We start from the raw sequence: 22,874 nt of genomic DNA, 5'->3' as shown, positions 1-22,874 counted from the left end.
GGGGTGCCTGCCCCCTTTCGCCGCCTTGCGGCTGCCCGTCGTCCTCGGTTCGCGCTCAGCGAGTGGGCCGTACCCGCGCGCCCTCCGTCGCCCAGCAGACATAGCCGTCCGGGCGGATGAGCAAGGCGGCCGGGCCCGGGCCGTACGCGGCGGCGAGGTGGCCGTCCGCGTCCAGGAGGTCGGGGTTCGGGCCGCCGATGCGGATGGTGCGCAGGCATTCGGCCGCCGCCAGGGTGGCGGCGAGGCCCCCGAAGTCGGTGGTCGGCGGTGTCGCGCCGCCGAGGACCAGCAGCGTGAAGTGCGGCCCGCGCAGCATGTCGAAGAGGCGGACACGCGTCCCGTCCGGCAGTGCGCACGGCGCGTCCGGGGCCCGGTCGCCGGCCCCCACCTGGCCCGGCTGGTCGCGGTCGTCCACCGCGAGCGGCCCGTCCCGGTAGGAGAGCTCCAGCTGGTGGACCTCCTTCGCGCGCCGCGCCCCCTTGGCGTCGCCCGCGCGGTGCGCCCGGTGGATGCGGGTGCTGATGCCGAGCACCCCCGCCGCGACCGGCAGCCGCTCGGCCTCGTAACTGTCGAGCAACGCCGGGTCCGCGCCGTGCCGCAGCACCTGCCCGAGCTTCCAGCCGAGGTTGTACGCGTCCTGCACGCTGGTGTTCAGGCCCTGGGCGCCCGCCGGGGAGTGGATGTGCGCGGCGTCGCCGACCAGGAACACCCGGCCCGCGCGGAAGCGGTCCGCCATCGCCGCACGCGGGGTGAACACCGAGGCCCACCGCACCTCGCGTACGTCGGAGGCGGCGAGGGCGGTGCGATCGGCGATCAGCTGCCGTACCGCCTCGGGGGAGGCGTCGGGGACGGCGTCCGGGTCGTCGTACTGCGCGGTGACCTGGAAGTGGTCGGTCCCCGCGAGCGGGCACAGCGCGATGCCGCCGCCCTTCGCATGCCACCACACGTGCCAGTGGTCGCGGTCCAGGCCCCGCTCCGCGCCGTCGATCACCACGTCCGCGACCACTGACGGCGCCGGGTCGACCGCCTCGCCGGTCATGCCGATGCCGAGCGCCTTCCGTACGGTGCTGCGGCCGCCGTCGGCCGCCACGAGGTAGGCGGCGCGCACCGTGCCCGCCGAGCCGTCGGCGTACGTGAGGTGCGCCGTGACACCGTCCCCGTCCGGCTCCAGGCCGGTGAGCGCGGTGCCGAACTCGACGCCGCCGCCCAGCTCTTCCAGCCGCGCGTGCAGGATCTCCGCGGTTCGCCACTGCGGCAGCATCAACGCCTCGTGGTACGGCCGGTCCGGCGTCGGCTCAATGCGCTCCATCATCTCGAAGGTGCCGAGCCGCCGCTCGTCCTCCCACCTCATCATCGGCGGGTACGGGCCGCCCGCCGCCCGCATCGCCTCGCCGACGCCGAGGTCGTCGAAGACCTCCTGGGTCCGGGGCTGGAGCCCCTTGCCACGCGAGCCCGGGAACAGGCCCTCGCCGCGTTCGACGACCCGCGCCCGCACCCCGCGCCGGGCCAGGTCGACGGCGAGCGTGAGCCCGGCCGGACCGGCCCCGGCGATCAGTACGTCCGCGTCCTTAACGTTGTTAAATTCCATGGGGAGAGCGTGCACTTAACGTCGTTAAATTGTCAAGGAGGTTCGTGCGAGCAGGGAGAATGACCGGATGGTGACGACGCGACTCGACCGGACCCTCGTGGTGGACACCGCCTTGCGGCTGCTGAACGAGGTGGGTCTCGAAGGGCTGACCCTGCGCCGCATCGCCAAGGAGCTGAACGTCCAGGCCCCCGCCCTGTACTGGCACTTCAAGAACAAACAGGCGCTGCTCGACGAGATGAGCACCGCCATGTTCCGGCGCATGGTCGAGTCGCATGCCGATCTCGACGCCCTGACCTGGCAGGAGCGGCTCATCGAGGTCCAGCGCGGTCTGCGCCGGGCGCTGCTCGGCTACCGCGACGGCGCGAAGGTCTTCAGCGGCAGCCGGTTCACCGGAACCGACCACGCCGTGTCGCAGGAGGACCATCTGCGCGCCTTCGTCGCGGAGGGCTTCACCCCGGGCGCCGCCGCCCGCGCCACGTTCATCGCGTTCAGCTTCACGCTCGGCTTCGTGATCGAGGAGCAGTCGGTCGAGCCCAGGCCGGGCGAACGGGTGTCCGGTTACGAGGTCGCCGAGCGGGAGGCACGCATGGCCGCCGAGGGGTATTCACTGGCGGCGGCGGTGAGCGCGGACCTGTTCCAGGACTACGAGGCGCGCTTCGAGGAGGGGGTGCGGACGATCGTGGCGGGCATCGAGGCGACCCTGGCGCCGACGGGCTCGCGTTAGGGGCGCGTTGAGGGGCTGCCCTGGCTAGGGGGATCCCTAATTGTGACGTCCGACACCATGGCAGGTCTGGACCAGTCGTGGCACTCTACCGGCGACCAAGCGTCGGACAACGTTGTCCGAGGCTCTCGGGTACCTCCAACGGACTTGGAGCTCACCGCATGAGACGTGTCGCCACCTTATTCAGCGCCCTCACTCTCGCCACCCTCGGCTGGACCGCCGGAACCGCCGCCCACGCGGCCCCCGCCCCGTCGCCCTCCGCCGGGGGAGCCGGAACTTCCGTCTCCACCGAGGAGCAGCGCGCCGCCGTCCGCTTCTGGACGACGGACCGGCTGCGCGCGGCCCAGGACGTCACCGCCCTGCCCGCCGCCCGCACCGCGAAACTCGCGACCGCCCCGCCCACCACGGGCGAGCGGGTGAGCGTGCCCCCGCTTCCGGGGCCCGCCGCCGCCACCTCCGCGCCCTCGACCCGGGCCACGTCCCCCACCGCCTGGACCGGCGGCGGCCTGATCAGCACCACGGCGGGCAAGGTCTTCTTCCAGAACGCCTCGGGCGGCACCTTCGCCTGCTCGGCCACCGTCGCCAACAGCGACAACCGGTCCGTCGTGCTCACCGCCGGCCACTGCGTCGTGGACGCGGCCACCGGCACGGGCTACCGCAACTGGGTCTTCATCCCGGGCTACACAGGCGGCAACCGCCCCTACGGCACCTTCTCCGCCCGCAGTCTCTTCTGGGAGCCCCAGTACGTCTCCACGCGGGGCAACGCCAACTGGGACTACGCCTTCGCCGTCATGAACACGTTGAACGGCCGCACCCTGGCCGAGACCGTGGGCGCGCAGGGCATCGCCTTCAACTCGCAGACCGGCCGCCATGTCCACTCCTTCGGCTACGGAGGCTCGGCCGCCGAGGGCAATGGCGAGCGGCTGAACCACTGCGAGGGCAATGAGTTCCCCGACGCGGGCCGCCCCGGCTCCACGATGTGGGGCATCGACTGCGTCCAGACCGGAGGGTCGAGCGGTGGCGGCTTCCTCGCCGACTTCTCGGGCGGCGGGGGCTATCTGATCGGCAACATCAGCGTCAGCGCCGGTGCGAACGAATACCACCCGACGCTGGGCAATGAGGCCCTCGACCTCTACCGGCGGGCGGGCGCCGCATAGGTCCACCGCTGGGCTCGCCACCCATTGTGTACGGCCCGCCCTCTCCGTCCCCGACCAGGAGGAGGGGGCGGGGCACTCGCCGTTGGGCGGTCCGGTGCGGCGGCGCACAATGAGCGCATGACGAGGAGCGACGCACCACCGGACCCCGCCACCGCCCACGCCTGGACCGCCCTCGGCGGTGATCCGGCGCTGCTGGGGAACGTGGCGTACCGCGCGGTGAGCGGGGGACTGACTGCCCGGCTGCCCGTGGCCGAGCTGGCCCGCGCCACCGTGGGCGTGTGCTCGCTGGCCGCCGCCGAACTGGGCGCGCGGCGCTCCGGCGGGGCCGTTCCGGAGGTACGGGTCGACGAGGGTGCCGTGGCCACCGCGTTCGTCAGCGAACGGCACCTTCGTATCGACGGCCGGAAGCCCACCAACTTCGCCCCGCTGTCCGGCTTTTGGCGCGCGGCCGACGGCTGGGTCCGTACGCACGCCAACTACCCGCACCACCGGGCCCGGTTGCTCGCCGCGCTCGGCCTGCCCGGCGACAGTGGGCCGGACGAGCTCGCGGCGGCGCTCGCGGCCCGGCCCGCCCGGGCGATCCAGGAGACCGTGTACGCGGGGGGCGGGCTGGCCGTGGCCGTGGCGGAGCCGGGTGGGAGCGAGATCCCGCTGGGCGGGCTGCCGTTGGTCGAGTCCCGGCGGATTGGGGAGGGCGCGCCGCGTCCGCTCCCGCGCCCGCTTCCGGAGGCGGCCCTGCCCGCGAGCGGGGTGCGCGTGCTCGATCTGACCCGGGTCATCGCCGGGCCGGTGGCCACCCGCACCCTGGCCTTGCTGGGCGCCGATGTGCTGCGCATCGACTCCCCGGGGCTGCCCGAGGACCCGGACGCACACGCCGACACCGGCTTCGGCAAGCGCTCCGCCGCGCTCGATCTGGGCGCGCCCGAAGGCCGCCGGACCTTCGAGACGTTGCTCGCCGACGCCGATGTGGTGGTCACCGGCTACCGCCCCGGCGCGCTCGACCGTTTCGGCCTCGCCCCGGACGCCCTGCTGGAGCGCCACCCCGGGCTGATCGTCGCCCAGTTGTGCGCATGGGGCTGGGCCGGGCCCTGGGCCGGGCGGCGCGGATTCGACAGTCTGGTGCAGGCGGCGACCGGGATCGCCGTGGTCGAGGCGAAGGCCGGGGCGGACGCCGACGCGGACGCCGATGCCGACGGTCACCCTGGTGTGCTGCCCGCCCAGGCGCTTGACCACGGCACGGGCTATCTGTTGGCGGCGGGGGTCTTGCGGGGGTTGACGGAGCGGCAGGAGGTGGGTGGCGGGGGCATCTGCGGCTTTCGCTGGCGGGTACGGCGTCGTGGCTTCTGCGCGGTATCGCTCCCGTGCGCCGGGATGACGGCTCCGCTTACGATGCGGCGCCCTGGTTGGCCGAGACCGGGTCGGGCCTGGGAGTTCTGCGCTACGCCCGCTCCCCGATCGCTACCCCGGACGGACCACTGGACTGGGCCCGTCCACCTGGCCGCCTGGGCGCCGACGCCCCGCGTTGGCTCTGAGCTCGGGCAGGGGCGGGGTGGGGGACAGCCTGCCCGGCCCTCGCCGTTGCCAAGGGCTTCGCCCCCCGGGCCCGGGGGCTGGGGCAGAGCCCCAGTTCGGGAAGGGGCGGGGAGGGGAGCAGCCCGCCGCAGGCGTTACGCAACCCCCTGACACCCTCCACGCCAAATTGAGTTGCCGCTGAGCCCTCTCCCGGCGCGTAGTGGTGTCCCACACGACTCATGAACGGGGTGCCGATGAGCGCGAGCGCTATGCATGCCGACGAACGGCCCATCGACGTGGCTCTCGTACGGCGGTTGCTCGCCGCGCAGTTCCCGCGGTGGCGGAGTTGCCCATGGAGCGGTTCGCCTCGTCGGGCACCGTCAACGCGCTGTTCCGGCTCGGCGGCGATCTCGCCGTACGGTTGCCGCGGATCGCGGGTGGTGCCGGGGACGTGGAGCGGGAGCACCGCTGGCTGCCGCGGCTTGCCCCGGCGCTGCCGGTTCCCATTCCCGCGGTGCTCGGCAAGGGCGTGCCGGGGGACGGTTTCCCCTGGCCGTGGACCGTTCACCGGTGGCTCGACGGGGAGAATCCGCGGGAGGGGCGGGTCGCCCGGCCCGGGCGGCTTGCCGCCGATCTCGCGGAGTTCATCGGCGCGTTGCGCCGGATCGAGCCCGCGGACGGGCCGCCCGCCTACCGGGGCGGGCCGCTGCGGGAGGTCGACGAGGAGACTCGGGCCGCGATCGGCCTCCTGCACGGGACGGTCGACACGGGGGCGGCTACCGCGGCGTGGGAGGAGGCGCTGGCGGCGCCCGGGTGGGACGGGCCGCCGGTGTGGACGCACTCCGATCTGATGCCGGGCAATCTGCTGGTCGCGGACGGGCGGCTGAGCGCCGTCATCGACTTCGGGACCGCCGGAGTGGGCGACCCGGCCTGCGATCTGATCCCGGCCTGGAATCTGCTTCCGGCCTCCGTGCGGGAGGACTTCCGCACCGCGCTCGGCGCGGACGACGCCACCTGGGCGCGGGGTCGGGGCTGGGCCCTGAGCATGGCGCTCATCCAGCTCCCGTACTACCGCGAGACCAATCCGACGATGGCGGCCAACGCGCGCCATGTGATCCATGAGGTTCTGGCATCAAAGAGGAGGGCTCCCCGCGCCGTCGAAGCCGGCGAGGGGAGCCCCTGACCCCTGAGAGTGCGTCGCGCCCTTACAGCCGCACCGTGGTCAGCGAGCGCTTGATCACCGGGGTGAGCTTCTGTTCGACGAAGCGGTAGAGCAGCCACGCGAGGCCCAGCATCACCAGCACGGTCAGGGCGAACGTCCCGTAGGAGGGGATGCCCAGCTTCTGGTGGAGGACCCAGACGACCACCCAGCCCAGATGCTCATGGACCAGATAGAACGGGTAGGTCAGCGCGCCCGCGACGGTCAGCCAGCGCCAGTTCGCCCAGTTCAGCTTGGAGAGCGCGATCAGCGTCACCGCCACGTAGCCGAAGGCGACCACGCCGATGATGCCGACGGCCGAGCGGTAGGAGAAGGCGTCGATGTTGGCCGGGTGCCACAGCTCGCGGATCGCGTAGTGCTGGCCGATCAGGAAGCTGATCCCGATGATGCCCCAGGACAGGGCGTCATGGCCGAAGCGGTGGAGCAGGTAGATGCCCATGCCGCCGATGAAGTACGAGGAGTACTCCGGCATCAGGACGACGTCCAGCAGCGGCAGGTTCGCCGCCTCGGCGAACGCCGAGCCCAGCGTCCAGACGGCGCAGAAGAGCACCACCCGGTGCCGGGTCGCGCCCGGCAGCACCACGAACAGCGCGAAGAGGGCGTAGAACCGCAGCTCGGCCCAGAGGGTCCAGCACACGCCCAGCACCCGGTCCACCCCGAGCGGCTGCTGCAGCATGGTGAGGTTGACCAGCGCGTCGCTGGGCGACACCGCCTTGTAGGTGACCCAGGGGAGCGCGAAGACGGCGGTCACCAGGATGATCGCGACCCAGTAGGCGGGGTAGAGGCGGGAGACGCGCGAGGCGAAGAAGGAGCGCAGCGGCCGTCCCCATCCGCTCATGCAGATGACGAAGCCGCTGATGATGAAGAAGATCTGGACGCCCAGACAGCCGTAGGCGAAGGTGCTGGACAGGGTGGGGAACTGGGCGCGGGGCGAGGAGCCCCACGCCTGGGCTATCTCACCGTCGCGGCCGCCGTAGTGGTACGCGGCCACCATGAGCGCGGCGAGCAGCCGCAGCCCGTCCAGCGCGCGCAGCCGCACCGGATGGCCGCCGCCGCGCGCGGCCGCCTTGGCGGTGCGCTCGGCGGATCGCTCCAGAGCGAGGTCGGGGGCGCGCGGCGGCGTCGGCGTGGGAGCCGTCGCCGCCGCGGGGGATATCGGCCCGGGGTCGGGGGCGGGCGGCGCGCTCATCCGGTGACCGTCCGCTTGAGGGCGGCCCGCTTGATGGCCCGGGCCCGGCGGGCGACCTTGCGCACCGTCTCGTTGCGCGGGATGAAGGCGAGCTGCGAGGGGACGGCCCCGGGCAGGGCGAGCGCGGTCAGTCGGCGCTTCTTGAAGTAGCGCCAGGTCTGGTTGTCCAGGTGGGCGGCCAGATAGCGCTCGGTGGCGGGCCGCAGATCCGGGTAGATCTTGGCCTGCATGCAGAAGCCGACCGCGGTGATCAGTCCGGTCAGCCGCTTGCCGGCCCGCTCGTCGACCGGCTGGGCCGCGGCCACCGCCTTGTGGTCCTCGAGGTCGGGCAGCAGCGCGTCCACGATCGTCACCGGCATGCGGTTGCTGTTCTGGTACGGGGTGAGCCGCTCCAGCAGCGTATCGGTGCCGATCCGGGACACCGGCAGTCCGTAGAAGACGTCGGCGGTGAGCAGCGCGGTGGAGAAGCAGCCGATGACCAGGGCCGGACTCATCCGCTGGTACAGCACCTCGGCCAGGACCGGGGTGTCCATGACGGTCAGCTCCGCGCCCAGCTCCGCGGCCTTCTTCTCCAGCATCCGCGACCAGCGGGCCGGGGCGGTGGGGTGCGGCTTGAAGACGACGGTGCGGTGGCCCAGCGCCACGGCGCCGCGCAACATCCGTACATGCAGCTCTTCCTCCTCCTGCGGAGTGAGGATGTCCAGCGCGGACAGATACTGCCCGAGCATCAGCGCCGGACCGTTGCCGACGGCGATCCGCTCGCTGGCGGAGACGACACCGCGCGGGGCGGCGTCGGCGATCTCGGTGAGCACCTTGGTGAACACCTCGGTCGGCAGGATCTCCGGTTCGACGCCGAACTCGGTCAGCAGCAGCGGCCGCAGCCCGGGCACCAGGTCCAGGTGGAGCAGCCGGCGGATGCGGGTGCCGATCAGCGGGTCCAGCTTGTTGCGGGTCGGGCCGTAGCTCATCAGACCGTCGGCGTAGACGTCGATGGGCGCGCCCTGGAAGACATTGGCGACCGCCATCGCCGGGTTGACCTGGATGGACTCCAGGACCAGCTCGATGTTGTCGTCGCCGAGGTTCCACAGCAGCCGCAGATGGCGCTCCCACAGCGGGGCGTCGTCCACGCGCGGGGCCCAGCCGCCGGGGTGGAACGGCGAGATCGTCTCGTTCCAGGAGAGCACCCGGTCGAAGCGGCCGCGCAGCCGCTCGAAGCCGGGCATCTCGTCGACCGGCGGGGTGGTCTCCGGCGTCGCGGCGTTATTGCTGATCAGCAGGATCCGGCGGTCGGCCGGGCCGACACTGTCCGCGTCGATCGCGGCCGCGAGGGTCGCCGCCCCGTACAGGGTCGAGGCGAGGAAGATCTGGGTGCGCTTGCGCTCCGCCAGCGGCTTGTAGGCGGACATCAGGCCGCCACCTCCGCCCCGGCGGGCCGGCGCTTGACTCGCCGCAGGCGTGCGGCGCGCTCGTAGTCCATGGAATCCAGTGCGTCCTTCAATACGTCCTGGGGCATGCGTTTCATCGCCGCCGCCGACATGGATCGGAGTTTGCGGGCCACTTGTGGTTCGAATCTCTCGATGTTGCCCAGGTGGTGGGAAATGATCGCGCAGTAGGTGCGGACGGCCTTCGGCAGTAGTGCGTCGGCGTCGCGGTCCCGCGCGGTTTCCTCGATGACCTGGTCGAATGCGCGAATGAAGTCGAGCTGGCGCACATCCCCGATCTGGGTGAGCGAGGAGGAGACGCCGCGCCGGTAGAACACCCCGTGCACGCCGAGGACGGCGAAGCTGCGGGCCTCGCGGTGCAGCCGCCAGATCCAGGGCCGGTCCTCGGCGGTGCGCAGCCCGTGGGTGAAGTGCAGCAGCCCCTCGTCGGCCAGGCGGCGGTGGTACATGCCCGCCCAGGCATAGGGGTAGTCGACGGAGGTGGAGCGGTCGGCCGGGAGGATCGCGTCCCGCGGGTTCATCACCACATTGCGGCGGCCGTGCGGCACCCGGGTGATCGAGCGGGCTCGCGCGGTGCACTGGACGTGGTCGGTGCGGACGAAGTCGCACCCCAAGTCCTCCATCGCCGCGAGCATGTGCTCGTAGTAGCCGGGGGCGAGCCAGTCGTCGCCGTCGAGGAAGGTGATGTACTCGCCGGTGGATGCGTCCAGGCCGGTGTTCCGGGCGGTGGCCAGCCCACCGTTCTTCTCATGCCGTACGTAGACGGCCCCCGGAAGGTCGCGTTCGGCGCGCTCCAGGATCTCCGGCGTCCCGTCGGTGGCACAGTCGTCGACGAGAATGAATTCGAAGTCCTCACGCGCGTTCGCGCGCAGACTTCTGAGCGTGTCGGGGGCATAGGTCTGCACGTTGTAGAACGGCACGATGACGGAGAGCTTAACCACGCGGGTGACGCTAGGTCGCTGGTCGGCATTCGTCTTGACCTAGGGTGTACGTAGAGGTGAACGAAACACGTCGGAACGGTTAACCCGCCGCTCCAGCCAGCCGATTCTCCAATCGTCGACGTGCTGTTAACCCTTTGTTGCTCTTGCGTTGGGCCATGAATCGACAACGCTTCCTAGCGTCTGCGACGTGTCCTCACGTACCAAATCCCCTGTGCGAGTCGCCGTGCTCGCCGACTCCGACACCCGGTGGAAATGGGGCGCGCTCACCGCGCATCGCCTCGTACCGGACGAGTCGGGTTCAGCCTCGGGCCGTCGCCTCGACGGCTTCCTGCTGCGCGGCCGCGCCACGCCGACCGCCCGGCAGCTCACCGAGGTCGGGGTGCGCGCCGACGCGATGCGCGAGGTCACGGGCGTGGAATTCGTACGGGCCGTGGACCGTGAGCGCTATGACGTGATCGTGCTCTCCCTGGTCGGCGGCGCCGTCCAGGCCATGCTGCACGGACTGCGCCACGCCTGGCAGGACGACGAGCGCCGCCCCGTGGTCGTCACCGGCTATGTCGGTGTCGTCTACGAGAAGCTGGCCGACGGCCTGCTGCTGCGCCATGGCGCCGATGTGGTGCTGGCCAACTCCCGCCATGACGCGGACCGCTTCCGCGACGTCTACACGGGCGTCGGCGCCGACGGGAACAGCGTCGTCGAATGCGCGCTGCCCTTCCTCGGCGGCGACCGCTACGACCCGAAGGCGCGGCTGGCGCGGAAGTACCCCGGCGGCACGGTCGTCTTCGCCGTCCAGCCCTCCGTCCCGGACAACCGCGCCGACCGCACCTATCTGCTGCGCCGCGCGGTGGAGCACGCGCGCCGCCATCCGGACCGCGAGGTCGTGGTCAAGCTGCGCAGCAAGCCGGGCGAGCACACCACGCATATCGAAGAGCTTCCCTACCAGAAGCTGATCGCCAAGTTCGGCGACGATCTGCCCGCCAACTTCCGGCTCGCCTACGGGAACATGGGCGAGGTCCTGGACACCGCGGACCTGCTGGTCACGGTCAGCTCCACGGCCGCCCTGGAGTCGCTGCACCGCTCCATACCGACCGCCGTCCTCACCGACCTCGGGGTGCGGGAGACGCTCGGCAACCACCACTTCCTCGGCTCCGGCGCTCTCGCCTCCTGGGACCAGCTCGACGCCGGGCACCTGCCGGAGCCGAACGCCGAGTGGCTCAGCCGCCAGGGCGTCGCCGCCGACGGGCCGTACGAGACCTGGTTCGACGCCGCGCGGGACCGGGTCGCCGAGCTGGCCGCCGCACCGACCCTCCCGCCGCTCGCCCCCTTCTACACCCCCACCACCGCGCCCGGTTATCTGCCCGGGCGGCTCGCCCGGTACGGCTTCGAGCCGGACGGCTCGCCCCGCCCCGGGGCCTCGGCCGAGGACGAGGCGCAGGTCTCGGCGCTGCGGCGGGTGGTGCGCAACACGATGCGCGAAGCGGCCCGCGGTGCCTACCGCCACGGCGTGCAGCGGGTGGCCCCGGTCATCCGGCGGATGGGGGAGCTGTGAGGGACGTGAGCGACGTGCGCGCGGCCGCCGGGTCGCAGCCGACGACGATGCCCGCACTTCTGCGCCGCGCGGACGGAGAAGCGAGCGAGAAGACGGCTGTGAGCGACGTGCGCGCGGCCGCCGGGTCGCAGCCGACGACGATGCCCGCACTTCTGCGCCGCGCGGACGGAGAAGCGAGCGAGAAGACGGCTGTGAGCGACGTGCGCGCGGCCGCCGGGTCGCAGCCGACGACGATGCCCGCACTTCTGCGCCGCGCGGACGGAGAAGCGAGCGAGAAGACGGCTGTGAGCGACGTGCGCGCGGCTGTGAGCGGCGCGAATCAAGAGGAGGCCGGGACGGCCTCGATCACCTCTGCAACCCCTGAAGGAGCCGCCATGACCGCCCCGAGCCCGTGCGTGCTCGCCGTGATCCCCGCCCGCGGCGGGTCGAAGGGCGTCCCCGCGAAGAACCTCGCCGCCGTGGGAGGCGTGCCGCTGGTCGTTCGCGCCGTCATGGAGTGCCGGGCCGGCCGGCTGGTGACCGATGTGGTCGTCTCCACCGACGACGCCGGGATCGCCGCCGCCGCCCGCGGTGCGGGCGCCGTGGTCATCCAGCGGCCCACCGACATCGCCGGTGACACCGCCACCAGCGAGGCCGCGGTGATCCACGCCATGGACGCGTACGAGGCGTCGCACGACATCACCGTCGACGTGGTCCTGCTGGTGCAGTGCACCAGCCCGTTCATCATCCGCGAGGACATCGACGCAGTGGCCGCGGCGGTCGCCGAGAAGGGCGCCGACACCGCCCTGACCGTGGCCCCCTTCCACGGCTTCGTCTGGCGCGAGGGGAGGGCGGCCAAGGAGACGCGGCGGACGGTGGCGACGGCGTCAATCACGACAAGTCCTACCGCCCGCGCCGCCAGGACCGCCCCCAGGACTTCCTGGAGACCGGCGCCGCCTACGCGATGGACGCCCGCGGCTTCCGCGAGGCCGGGCACCGCTTCTTCGGCCGCACCGACCTGGTGCGCACCGACCCCGCCCGGGTGCTGGAGATCGACGATCCGCACGATCTGGCCCGCGCCCGCGCGCTCGCCCCGCTGCTCGACGCCGAGCGGCCGGGCGCCCTCGCTCACCTGCCGACACGTGACGACATCGACGCGGTGGTACTCGACTTCGACGGCACCCAGACCGACGACAGGGTGCTGGTCGACTCAGAAGGACGCGAACTCGTGGCCGTGCACCGCGGCGACGGGCTCGGGATCGCCGCCCTGCGCCGCGCGGAGCTGGCGCTGTTGATCCTGTCCACGGAAAAGAACCCGGTCGTCGCCGCACGGGCCCGCAAACTCCAGGTCCCCGTGCTCCACGGCATCGACCGAAAAGATCTCGCACTGAAGCAATGGTGCGAGGAGCAGGGCATCGCGCCGGAGCGCGTGCTCTACGTCGGCAACGACGTCAACGACCTCCCGTGCTTCGGCCTTGTCGGCTGGCCCGTGGCGGTCGCAGGTGCGCACGACGTCGTGCGCGGCGCTGCACGTGCGGTCACCTCCACCCCCGGAGGAGACGGCGCGATCCGCGAGATCGCCTCGTGGATTCTCGGAAAGGAACTGTCTTAAGTGAGCTCCAACTCTCGCCTCCGCACCCTCGGCGACAAGATCGCCGGCCCCGGCCACCCGGTCTACGTCACCGGTGAGATCGGCATCAACCACAACGGCGACCTGGAGAACGCGTTCAAGCTGATCGACGTCGCCGCCGAGGCCGGCTGTGACGCGGTCAAGTTCCAGAAGCGAACCCCGGAGATCTGCACCCCCCGTGACCAGTGGGACATCGAGCGTGACACCCCCTGGGGCCGGATGACCTACATCGACTACCGCCACCGCGTGGAGTTCGGCGAGGCCGAGTACACCGCCATCTCCGAGCACTGCAAGAAGCGCGGCATCGACTGGTTCGCCTCCCCGTGGGACACCGAGGCCGTCGCCTTCCTGGAGAAGTTCGACGTCCCGGCCCACAAGGTGGCCTCGGCCTCGCTGACCGACGACGAGCTGCTGCGCGCCCTGCGGGCGACCGGCCGCACCGTCATCCTGTCGACGGGCATGTCCACCCCCAAGCAGATCCGCCACGCGGTGGAGGTGCTGGGCAGCGAGAACATCCTGCTGTGCCACGCCACCTCCACGTACCCGGCCAAGGCCGAGGAGCTCAACCTGCGCGTGATCAACACGCTGCAGGCCGAGTACCCCAACGTGCCGATCGGCTACTCCGGCCACGAGACCGGTCTGCAGACCACGCTGGCCGCCGTCGCCCTGGGTGCCGCGTTCGTCGAGCGCCACATCACCCTCGACCGCGCCATGTGGGGCTCGGACCAGGCCGCCTCCGTCGAGCCGCAGGGCCTGACGCGCCTGGTGCGCGACATCCGCACCATCGAGGAGTCCCTCGGTGACGGCGTCAAGAAGGTCTACGAGAGCGAGCTCGGCCCGATGAAGAAGCTCCGCCGCGTCGCGGGCGTCGTCGCCGAGTCCGACTCCGCCGACCGCGAGCCCGCCGCGGTCTGAGGCACTCTGCCGTGAATCCTCCGGCCGGTGTGCCCGGCCCTCGCCCGGAAGCGGCGGGCACCTCTGACGCGTCAGGGGCTGCCCGCCGCATCCGGGCCCTGCCTTTGGACGGTGCGATGGTCTCCGCTGCCCCCCTTGCCCCTCCGGCCACACTCGCCTTCGTCGAGAGCCCGGTTCAGCTCCTGAACGTGCTGGAGTGGGCGTACGCCGACGCCCGGCGCGCCCAGGGCCCGGAGGCCACGGCCCCCCAGGACCTCACCGTGGTGGTGCTCTCCCCGCACGACCCGATGACCCGCGGCCAGCTGCGCCGGATGGCCGAGCTGGCGCGGGACGAGGGCTTCGCCGTGCGCTGGGAGGACGCGCGGGGCGGGGCCGGTGCGCCGGTCAAGACCATCGGCGGGCTGCGCGGACCGCTGCGCCGGGCCGCACGGATCGTGATAGGCGATCCGTTCTCCCGCTATGTCCAGCTCCTGCTGACCCTCACCCGCGCCAGGGACCTGGTCGTGGTGGACGACGGCACGGCCACCATGGAGTTCATCTCCCAGCTCGCCAAGGGCGAGCCCCTGGTGCGCTGGCACCGGCGCGGCAACCGGGGGCCGCGCGACATGGTGTTCGCGCCGGTCTCCGCCACCGCGCGCCGTCGGCTCACCCCGGGCGCCAAGCGCCGGGTCGAGGTCTTCAGCTCGATGCCGGTGGAGGCGCCCGACGGGGTCACCATCACCGCCAACGACTTCGCCTGGACCCGGGCCCGGTTCGGCCCGCCCCGGCTCACCGGCGGCACCGACCTGGTCGGGACCTCCCTGGTGGAGACGGGCGTGGTGGACCTGGAGCGCTATCTGGAGGCGGTCGGCTCGCTGACCCGCGCCCATGGCGCCACCCGCTACTTCGCCCACCGCCGCGAGAGCGCCGAGAAGCTGCACCGGGTCTCGGCCGAGGTGGGTCTGGAGATCGTACGGCCCGATCTGCCGCTCGAGCTGATAGCCCGCCGAGGCCCCATCGGCCACACGATCGTGAGCTTCCCCTCGACCGTGGTGCACACCCTGCCGCTGGCGCTCGTGGGCACCGGGGTGCAGGTCGCGGTCTGCGATGTGGACCCCGCCTGGCTGACCAGCAACGCCTCCCCGCGCGCCCAGGGCTTTCTGTCCGGGGTCACCGGGACGGCCCGCGATGTGCGCCGGCTGAACTCGGGGCCGCCGACGGACCCGGCTCCGCCGAAGGGTTCGGTCCCGCCGAGGGATCCGGCCCCGCCGGGGAGCCCGGGTTCGCCCGCGGCACCGGTCGCGGCGTCCTGAGCTCATCGCCCGTACGGCCGTGTGGCGCTTCTCACCCGCGACCGGCCGCAAAATCGGCTGTTATACCCCCTGACTAGGGGGATCATGCACCGGGCCGGGTACTTTTGCGTACCCGAAGAGATTGAATTTTTGTTGATCGACATTCGGTGGGCCCACCTGGCGTTCTACGCTTCTTCAGGTGAAGCAATTGATGTCCCTCGATGCGACCGATGCCACACCCGCCGAAGCGCCGGCCCTGCCCGGCACGCTCCCCGACGAGCTGCGTGCCGAACTCATCGCCTTCCGGCGCGATGTACATATGCACCCCGAGCTCGGCAATTGCGAGTTCCGCACCACCGCCGCGATCAAGGCGCGGCTGGAGCAGGCGGGACTCGAGCCGCGGGTGCTGCCGTCGGGCACCGGCCTCATCTGTGACATCGGCCCGCGCGATGGCGTAGCGCCCCTGCTGGCCCTGCGCGCGGACATCGACGGACTGCCCATCCCCGACACCAAGACGGTCGACTACCGCTCGACCATCGCCGACCGCGCCCACGCCTGCGGCCACGATGTGCACACCACCGTGGTGCTCGGCGCCGGTCTGGTCCTGGCCGAGCTGGCCCGCGAGGGACGGCTGGCGCGCCCGGTGCGGCTGCTGTTCCAGCCCGCCGAGGAGGTGCTGCCCGGCGGCGCGGCCGACGCGATCGAGGCGGGCGTGCTGGACGGCGTCGGCCGGATCCTGGCGCTGCACTGCGACCCGAAGGTCGAGGTCGGCCGGATCGGGCTGCGCGTCGGGCCGATCACCTCGGCCTGCGACCGGCTGGAGATCTCGCTGGACGGGCCGGGCGGCCACACCGCGCGCCCCCATCTGACCACCGACCTGGTGACCGCCACCGCCAAGGTGATCACCGAGGTGCCCGCGCTGCTGGCCCGCCGGGTCGACGCCCGCTCGGGCATGGCCGTCACCTGGGGCCGGGTGGAGTCGGGCCACGCCTGCAATGTGATCCCGCAGCACGCCGAGCTGTCCGCCACGGTCCGCTGCCTGGACCTGCCCGCCTGGCGCGAGGCGCCCGACCTGGTGCATGCCGCGGTGGACGAGATCGCCACCCTGCATCGCGCCAAGTCGGAGATCAACTACATCCGCGGGGTCCCGCCGGTGGTCAACGAGGCGAGCTCCGCCGAGCTGCTGCGGGACGCCATGATCGCCCGCCGCGGCGCGCACGCGGTCGAGGACACCGAACAGTCCCTGGGCGGCGAGGACTTCTCCTGGTACCTGGAGCGGGTGCCCGGCGCGATGGCCCGCCTCGGCGTCCGCACGGTCGGCGACACCACCCGGCGCGACCTCCACGCGGGCGACTTCGATGTGGACGAGGGCGCGATCGCGGTGGGCGTGGAGCTGTTCACGGCGGCCGTGCTGCTGGACCGGAACGCGTAAGCCCTGACGGCCGGGTGGACCGCGCGTCGGCCCGGCCCCGGCATCGCCGACCGCGTCGGCACCGCACCGTCCGGCGCTTCTGCAGTACGTCTCCCCCTCGTCCGGCCCGCGTGCCGGACGAGGGGCTTTCGTCAGGCCCGGCGGGATGCCCCGTCCGGCCAGACGACATCCACAGGGATGTCCGCCTCGCGCGCCTGGTGCACCACGTCCGCCGTCCCGCCGCCCTTGCCCGTGGGCGGCCGGCCGTTCCACACGGCCACCAGCCGATCGGCACGCTCCAACAGCACGGCGTTCGCCGCTTCGTACGCTTGACGGCTTGCCGTGGCATGAGGCATCACCAGCACTTCGTCCGCTGCCTCCACCAGCCGGTCGAAGGTTTCGGCATGCTCTGGCTTCACCTTCGCCTGCCGATAGTCCTCCGAAGGGATCACCACGGCCAGGCGCCCGCCCGCTGCCAGGACCGCATCCGCGAAGAGGCTGTCGCTGCCTTTCGCGATGCACGACACTCCGACCAGGCTGGAGGGCTCATAGGCGGCAAGGATCTTGTCCAGCTCCCCTCGCACCAGCGGCGCCGATGCGTCGGTGATGTCCATGTGCCCCGTCACAGCGATCGTCGTCATCGCGCCTTCCTCGTTATGCGGTCAGCAGGCTCCGGATGCTACCGCGCACGTCAGCCACGGCTCGGGGTACGCCGTCTCCCACTGTGTAGGGGTACAGCTGTGCCAGCTGTACGCGCACGCGACCGGAGCGAAGGCTGGACGCGGCGTCGACGGCGCGTCGTGAGTGGTCGGCCGCGCTCTGCGTGGGTACCGCTCAGCGCTGTGGGCGTGCGATCAGCCTGACGTCCGGCCCGGACCGGGCCACGTCCACCAGCTCGCATCGGAGGATGTCGTCGATCGTCTCGATGGTGCCACCCTCCAGTCCGCTCTTTCCGCGGCCGAGGAGCGCGGGTGCGATGTAGGCGACGATGCGGTCCACCAGCCCGGCCGACACGAACGACGCGGCGAGAGTGGGGCCACCTTCGAGGAACATCCCGCGCACGCCGCGCTGGTGCAGTTCGCGGAGGAGCGCTTCCACGTCCAGGCCGACCTTCGCACGGGGGAGCCGTACGACGGTGGCCACGTCGTCCAGGTGGGATGCGTCGGCGTCGTCGGCGACGGCGATCATGGTGGGGGCGGCTTCATCGAGCACACGGGCATCAGCCGGGGTCCGGGCGTTGGTGTCGACGATCACGCGCCACGGCTGCTCATCGACCGGCACCGCCACCTTCAGGTTGGGGTCGTCCTTCACGGAGCGCACGGCGAGGTGGGGGTTGTCCGCCTGCTGGGTGCCGGAACCGACCACGGTCGCCTGGCAGGCTGCACGTAGGGCGTGGACTTCGGCCCGGGACTCGGCGCTGGTGATCCACTGGCTGGTGCTGTCCGCTGCGGCGATCCGGCCGTCCAGCGTGGCCGCGTACTTGTAGACGACGAACGGCCGCCCATCGACTGTGTGCCACTCGTCCGTGCCGACCAACTCGCTGATGTGCATGGCTCCTCCAGGCAGATCTTGGTTCCGGGCAGCGTAGTCACACGGCAGCGACTGCTTCCGTCAGTTCTTGCACCATCGCTGTGCGTCGCCACGGTGCCAAGCCGGTGATGACTCGTCGGAGCTCTGCCGTGGCGCGACGCGACTCGGTCTCACGACTGATCTCCAGTGCTTGCATGGCGGTGGCACAGGCTGCGTCCGGGGCACGGTCGGCGGCGTGTGCGATAGCGAGCCGGGCCAGGTGGAGGCCGCGCTCGCGCTGGTATATGGCCGGCCAGTGGCCGAGGGCTTGCCGGTAGGTGGTCACGGCGTCCGTGGGCTTGCCCAGCCGGAGGTAGCACGTTGCTCGCTGAGCGTGGACGTAGGCGTGGTTGCAGTAACCGCCGAGCTGATCGTTTACAGCCGCGTGTCCCTCGACGAGGGCCTGAGCGGCATCGAGCGCGCGGAGGGTTGGCAGTTCGCCTCCGGCGAGGGCATGGCCGTGTGCTGCCTGGAGGTGGGCGGAGGCGCGGACACGTGCCGGCACGTCGCCGCGTACCCGGAGGGCGGCCGACGCCAGGCCGACTGCTCGCTGCTGCTGTCCGAGCCCGACGGACTGCTGTGCCTTGCGCATCAGGATGAAGGCTTGTCGCACGGGATCGTCAGCTTCCTGTGCCCATTCCATTGCCCGGTCGGACCACCATAAAGCCTGCTCGGAACGGCCGAGGTCCTCGTACAACCACCCGGCGAACTCGGCCCACTCCGCACCGGTTTGGAGGATCTCCCGGCGGAGGGGGCCATGTGCTCCGGGAAGCAACTGCTGCTCGATAACCGTGAGGTGGTCATGGACGGCGCTGATCGCCGCGTGCGGCCCGTAAAGCCCGTCTGATTGCACCAGAGTGGCGCGGAGCTGCTGCAAATGACCAACGACCGCTGGATTGACGGGGCGACGGATCGCGGCGCTGGCCGGGGTGGAAAGGATGCCGAGACCGGCTGCTGCTGCGGTCGTGCCCAGGAAGTCGCGACGATTCACGCCAGCATTGTGTAGCGCGTCCCCTGCCAGCCCGACCTCGGAGGGGTCCATACCGAGCCGGTCGGCGACGAGCGCGAGCACATCGACGTCGCGGGCTGACTGGCGGCCGCGTTCGAGACGGCTGATGGTGCTTTGGCTGTACCCGCACAGATCGGCCAGCTGTTTCTGGGTCCATCCACGCGCGAGCCGAGCGGCTGAGATGGCCTCACCTGCGCTGGAGTGCTGCGCCAACTGTCCCATACACGGTCCCGGTCTGCGGTGACAGGCTCGATAAGGAGATACCCACAGTAGCGGTTCAGCTACATGCGTATGCAGGTTCCGCATACGCACAGCGTGTGATGCATGCGGTAGGGACGGCGATGTGGCGTGCGCGTTTTCCTGGACGTATGAGGCGAGACGCACTGCCGGAGGCATCCCTATGAAAGCCGCAGACCCGCTGTGGACACCGCAGAACGCCAAGGACATCGAGCTCTTACCGGTGGGCAAATGGTGGGACGCCGTCTCCGCCCCTACCACCGTCGCCGACCGAGCCCTGGAACTGCTCGGTGACCGATCCGGCGCCGTCATCCAGGACGACACCTACGGCAAGATGTACTGGCTGATCCGCATCGACACCGCCACCGCCCGCAGTTGGCGCATGCGCCAGGTCCGCGTCCTCACCGCACTCGCTGACGAGGGCACCCTCCTCGGCGTACCGCCCGCGTCCTGGGGCGCCGAGCACCGGACGTACTGGCGGATCCCGCTCGGACCGGACCGGTATCTGACTGACATCAATCACCTGGTCCGCGCCCTGCGCCAGGCCCTCGACGACGTCCTCGGCCCGACGCCGGACGGTCGACAGCTGTGCTACCGATGTCAGCTCCCCACCGACGAACCGGTCCCGGTGGCCATCGAGCACAGCAGCAGTGTGGCCAGCGCGACCGTCTACGCCTGTCCCTCTCACGCTCGGGACTACCCGCGCGCCGCCGTCGCCCAGGCCGTGCGGGGAAGGACCCGATGACGGCCGCCGAGCAGACCGCCGAGCAGACCAAGGACCCCTTCGCCGACGAGGCGTGGCGCGCGGCCATCGAGCATGCCGCGGGCTGCCTGTCCTGCCGGACGCCCGGCGCCAAGTGCGAGACCGGGGAGCGGCTGCTGCGCGCCTATGAGGAGGCCGCGCGGCAGGCCCGGCCGGGACGGGCCTTCACCACAGACGTCCAAGCACCCGCACCCAGGAGGTAGAACGGTGACCGCCGAGAACAAGCACAAGGGCGATCCCGCCCCGATCAAGCCGTGGACGCCCCCGCCGGACGGCACACCACCCCCGAAAGGGAAGTGAGGGCCCATGCACGAGGACTGGCGACCACGTCACACGGCGCTGCTGGAAGCCCTCGCCGCGTCCGGCGAACTCCCGGACGCATGGCGCCCGGCCTTCGACGCCGTTCCACGCCACCACTTCATCCCCGGTGACATCTGGGAACAGCGGACCACCTGCGTCCCCGTCACCACGGACGCGGCCTGGTGGGACCTCGTCTACCGGGATGTGCCGATCGTGACGCAGGTGGACGACGGGCGGAGTGACGGCCCCGGGATCGCGACCTCGTCCAACTCCATGCCCACGATGGTGGCGCGCATGCTCACCGCGCTGGAGGTCGCCGACGGGCAGCGGGTGCTGGAGATCGGCACCGGAAGTGGGTGGAACGCGGCGCTGCTCGCCGCGCGCCTGGGGAGTGAGAACGTCACCACCGTCGAGGTCGATCCGGTGCTGGCGGAGAAGGCCGCGAAGGTCATCAAGGAGGCCGGGTACGGCCCCGACGTCGTGTGGGGCGACGGCGCGCGGGGTGGGGATCCGGGGCGCCGTACGACCGGATCATCGCGACCTGTTCGGTGCGCCGTATCCCCTACGCATGGGTACGGCAGACCACGCCGGGCGGGCTCATCCTCGCCCCGCTGGCGGGGGACTTCTGGTCCGGGGCGCTGGTACGGCTCGATGTGGGCGGCGACGGGGTCGCCTCAGGCCGATTCGTCGGCGGTGCCCGGTTCATGCCGATGCGCTCGGAGCGCCCCGGCCCGGACCTCCCGGTGGACAGCGGAACCGGGCGGCGCGGCAGCACCGGCCCGCTTCCCATCGACACCATGACCGGCCTCGGCTTCGCCCTCTACGCGGGCGCGAAACTCCCCGGAGTGGTCATGGCCGACGGAGCACCGGACGGCAGGTATCAGATCTGGCTGCACGATCGAAACGGGTCGGCGGCCACGGTCACCCACGGGGAGGTGTGGCAGTACGGCCCACGCCGACTATGGGAGGAGGCCACCGCCGTGCACAAGGCGTACGTGAACGACGGCAGCCCGGACTCCGGCGACTTCGGGCTGACCGTGTCCCCCGACGGACAGCGGCTCTGGCTCCGCTCACCTGACGCACCCCTCGGCTGACGGACGAAGCCCACCCCGGCTCCGCCCGTGCGCCACCGCCGTAGTGCGCGGGCGGGGCCCGCACGCCTGGTGGTATGGGAGGACGGCCGGGCGACCCGGCCCTCCTCCTCGAACCCGGAGCCTCGTCCGGCGGATCTCATACCGGGACGTACCGGGCGTAATCGCGGCCGTTTTGCCCGCTCGAAACATTGTGTAGACCTGGCGGACACAAGAGGTTCGCGACGATCCGATAACGGCTTCCGAGGGGGGCGTTATCTGGCATCTACGCGCGTTACGATGCGGCGGAGCCAGCGCCGCAAGGGGCGCTTCGAGATCATCAGAGGGGAACCCTCGTGCGCCGGGTATCCACGATAGCTGTCGCGGGCATTGCCACCGCGGCTCTCGCATTTTCCGTCACCGCGTGTGGCAGCAGCTCAGAAGAGGGAAGCAAGGACGCCGGCATCGGCCTGGCCTACGACGTCGGCGGCCGTGGCGACCACTCCTTCAACGACTCCGCCGCCAAGGGCTATGACAAGGCCCTGAAGGACTTCGACGTCAAGGGCAAGGAGCTGACGGCGAAGGACGGCGACACCGACGCCGACCGCTACGACAAGCTGGCGAGCCTCGCCGAGGCGGGTTACAACCCCGTCGTAGGCGTCGGCTACGCGTGGACCCCCTCGCTCACCAAGGCCGCCAAGAAGTACAAGGACACCGACTTCGCCATCGTCGACTCGGTCGTCGAGGCCAAGAACGTGGCCAGCCTGGTCTCCGCCGAGCACGAGGGTTCCTACCTCGCCGGCGTGGCCGCGGGCCTGAAGACCAAGTCCAACAAGGTCGGCTTCATCGGCGGCACCGACAGCGCGCTGATCAAGAAGTTCGCGGGCGGCTTCCAGCAGGGCCTGAAGGACACCAACCCCAAGGCGTCCCTGGACGTCCAGTGGGTGCAGGTCGGTTCGCCCAAGGGCTTCGGCATGCCGGACCGCGGCAAGGACATCGCCGAGGGCATGCTCTCCAACAAGGTCGACGTGATCTTCTCCGCGGCCGGCGGCTCCGGCGCGGGCGCCATCGAGGCGACCGCCGGGAAGAAGGGCACCTGGTCGATCGGCGTCGACGGCGACCAGTACTACGACAAGGGCCTGGCCCAGTACAAGAACTCGATCATGACCTCCATGGTCAAGACCGTGGACGGCTCGGTCTACGACTTCATCAAGAGCGTCGTCAAGGACAAGAAGCCCGAGAGCGGCGTCCAGTCCTACGACCTCAAGCGCGGCGGCGTCTCCCTCTCGTACTCCGGCGGATTCATCAACGACATCAAGCCGAAGATCGAGAAGGCCAAGAAGAAGATCGTCGACGGCCAGATCAAGGTCAACGACACCTACAAGGACTGACCCTCGGGCCA

Annotated in this window: 17 protein-coding genes and 4 pseudogenes; 14 read left to right on the top strand and 7 right to left on the bottom strand. The window is 71.2% G+C overall.

Features of this window, described 5'->3' with window-relative positions:
• Positions 1-55: 55 nt before the first annotated feature.
• A complete protein-coding gene (locus tag BLV72_RS13595; protein WP_093462503.1) occupies positions 56-1,588 on the bottom strand; it encodes an FAD-dependent monooxygenase in 1,533 nt (510 codons plus the stop codon).
• Between the two features lie 67 nt (positions 1,589-1,655).
• Between BLV72_RS13595 and BLV72_RS13590 the strand changes: the two genes are divergently transcribed.
• The 4 genes and pseudogenes from BLV72_RS13590 (at position 1,656) to BLV72_RS13575 (ending at position 6,161) form a co-directional block, all read left to right on the top strand.
• Complete coding sequence (locus BLV72_RS13590) at positions 1,656-2,312, top strand: TetR/AcrR family transcriptional regulator C-terminal domain-containing protein (protein WP_093462501.1); 657 nt, start codon at positions 1,656-1,658, stop codon at positions 2,310-2,312.
• A gap of 158 nt (positions 2,313-2,470) precedes the next feature.
• Entirely contained in the window at positions 2,471-3,466 is a 996-nt protein-coding gene (locus tag BLV72_RS13585; RefSeq protein WP_093462500.1) for a trypsin-like serine peptidase, read from the top strand.
• A gap of 117 nt (positions 3,467-3,583) precedes the next feature.
• Positions 3,584-4,998, top strand: a pseudogene (locus BLV72_RS13580) (CoA transferase).
• 234 nt (positions 4,999-5,232) lie between these two features.
• Positions 5,233-6,161, top strand: a pseudogene (locus BLV72_RS13575) (aminoglycoside phosphotransferase family protein).
• A gap of 22 nt (positions 6,162-6,183) precedes the next feature.
• Here the strand turns inward: BLV72_RS13575 and BLV72_RS13570 are convergent.
• From BLV72_RS13570 to BLV72_RS13560, 3 genes are read right to left on the bottom strand one after another with little or no spacing between them, the layout of a single operon-like run.
• Positions 6,184-7,386: an acyltransferase family protein gene (locus BLV72_RS13570; RefSeq protein WP_093462498.1), complete on the bottom strand. Its 1,203-nt coding sequence runs from the start codon at positions 7,384-7,386 to the stop codon at positions 6,184-6,186.
• The gene (locus BLV72_RS13565) at positions 7,383-8,792 is read right to left on the bottom strand and encodes a polysialyltransferase family glycosyltransferase (protein ID WP_093462497.1); all 1,410 of its coding nucleotides are present in this window, start codon (positions 8,790-8,792) and stop codon (positions 7,383-7,385) included. Before BLV72_RS13565 ends, BLV72_RS13570 begins: the two co-directional genes overlap by 4 nt.
• Positions 8,792-9,769, bottom strand: a complete 978-nt coding sequence (locus BLV72_RS13560; RefSeq protein ID WP_093462495.1) for a glycosyltransferase family 2 protein — start codon at positions 9,767-9,769, stop codon at positions 8,792-8,794. Before BLV72_RS13560 ends, BLV72_RS13565 begins: the two co-directional genes overlap by 1 nt.
• A gap of 223 nt (positions 9,770-9,992) precedes the next feature.
• Between BLV72_RS13560 and BLV72_RS13555 the strand changes: the two genes are divergently transcribed.
• From BLV72_RS13555 to BLV72_RS13535, 5 genes and pseudogenes are all read left to right on the top strand, one after another.
• Positions 9,993-11,318 (top strand): DUF6716 putative glycosyltransferase, encoded by a 1,326-nt coding sequence (locus BLV72_RS13555; RefSeq protein ID WP_208906025.1) that lies wholly within the window; start codon positions 9,993-9,995, stop codon positions 11,316-11,318.
• A gap of 374 nt (positions 11,319-11,692) precedes the next feature.
• A pseudogene (locus BLV72_RS13550) lies at positions 11,693-12,909 on the top strand (cytidylyltransferase domain-containing protein).
• Entirely contained in the window at positions 12,910-13,842 is a 933-nt protein-coding gene (locus tag BLV72_RS13545; protein ID WP_093462492.1) for an N-acetylneuraminate synthase family protein, read from the top strand. It abuts the pseudogene before it with no gap.
• 116 nt (positions 13,843-13,958) lie between these two features.
• Positions 13,959-15,134: a hypothetical protein gene (locus tag BLV72_RS13540; protein WP_093462491.1), complete on the top strand. Its 1,176-nt coding sequence runs from the start codon at positions 13,959-13,961 to the stop codon at positions 15,132-15,134.
• A 190-nt stretch (positions 15,135-15,324) separates the two neighbouring features.
• Positions 15,325-16,545: an amidohydrolase gene (locus BLV72_RS13535; protein WP_093462489.1), complete on the top strand. Its 1,221-nt coding sequence runs from the start codon at positions 15,325-15,327 to the stop codon at positions 16,543-16,545.
• A 131-nt stretch (positions 16,546-16,676) separates the two neighbouring features.
• On the opposite strand, the gene BLV72_RS13530 is transcribed toward BLV72_RS13535, so the two are convergent.
• From BLV72_RS13530 to BLV72_RS47295, 3 genes are all read right to left on the bottom strand, one after another.
• A complete protein-coding gene (locus tag BLV72_RS13530; protein WP_093462488.1) occupies positions 16,677-17,165 on the bottom strand; it encodes a hypothetical protein in 489 nt (162 codons plus the stop codon).
• Between the two features lie 193 nt (positions 17,166-17,358).
• Positions 17,359-18,075, bottom strand: a complete 717-nt coding sequence (gene ribD / locus BLV72_RS13525) for a bifunctional diaminohydroxyphosphoribosylaminopyrimidine deaminase/5-amino-6-(5-phosphoribosylamino)uracil reductase RibD (protein ID WP_093462486.1) — start codon at positions 18,073-18,075, stop codon at positions 17,359-17,361.
• A 37-nt stretch (positions 18,076-18,112) separates the two neighbouring features.
• Positions 18,113-19,324, bottom strand: a complete 1,212-nt coding sequence (locus tag BLV72_RS47295; protein ID WP_167746351.1) for a helix-turn-helix domain-containing protein — start codon at positions 19,322-19,324, stop codon at positions 18,113-18,115.
• Between the two features lie 178 nt (positions 19,325-19,502).
• Here BLV72_RS47295 and BLV72_RS13510 point away from each other — a divergent pair, with 178 nt between their 5' ends.
• The 5 genes and pseudogenes from BLV72_RS13510 (at position 19,503) to BLV72_RS13495 (ending at position 22,863) form a co-directional block, all read left to right on the top strand.
• On the top strand, positions 19,503-20,084 hold the full coding sequence (locus tag BLV72_RS13510; protein ID WP_093462483.1) for a hypothetical protein: 582 nt from the start codon (positions 19,503-19,505) through the stop codon (positions 20,082-20,084).
• Positions 20,081-20,305, top strand: a complete 225-nt coding sequence (locus BLV72_RS13505) for a hypothetical protein (protein ID WP_093462482.1) — start codon at positions 20,081-20,083, stop codon at positions 20,303-20,305. Before BLV72_RS13510 ends, BLV72_RS13505 begins: the two co-directional genes overlap by 4 nt.
• A gap of 103 nt (positions 20,306-20,408) precedes the next feature.
• Positions 20,409-21,061, top strand: a pseudogene (locus BLV72_RS51515) (methyltransferase domain-containing protein); the annotation flags it as partial.
• A gap of 138 nt (positions 21,062-21,199) precedes the next feature.
• A complete protein-coding gene (locus BLV72_RS51505) occupies positions 21,200-21,496 on the top strand; it encodes a hypothetical protein (RefSeq protein ID WP_342030732.1) in 297 nt (98 codons plus the stop codon).
• Positions 21,497-21,828: 332 nt separating this feature from the next.
• The gene (locus BLV72_RS13495; protein WP_093462480.1) at positions 21,829-22,863 is read left to right on the top strand and encodes a BMP family lipoprotein; all 1,035 of its coding nucleotides are present in this window, start codon (positions 21,829-21,831) and stop codon (positions 22,861-22,863) included.
• The last annotated feature ends 11 nt before the right edge of the window (positions 22,864-22,874 follow it).

This window comes from Streptomyces melanosporofaciens, from assembly GCF_900105695.1.
GTDB lineage: Bacteria > Actinomycetota > Actinomycetes > Streptomycetales > Streptomycetaceae > Streptomyces > Streptomyces antimycoticus.
This window is presented reverse-complemented; position numbering and strand designations above follow the sequence as displayed.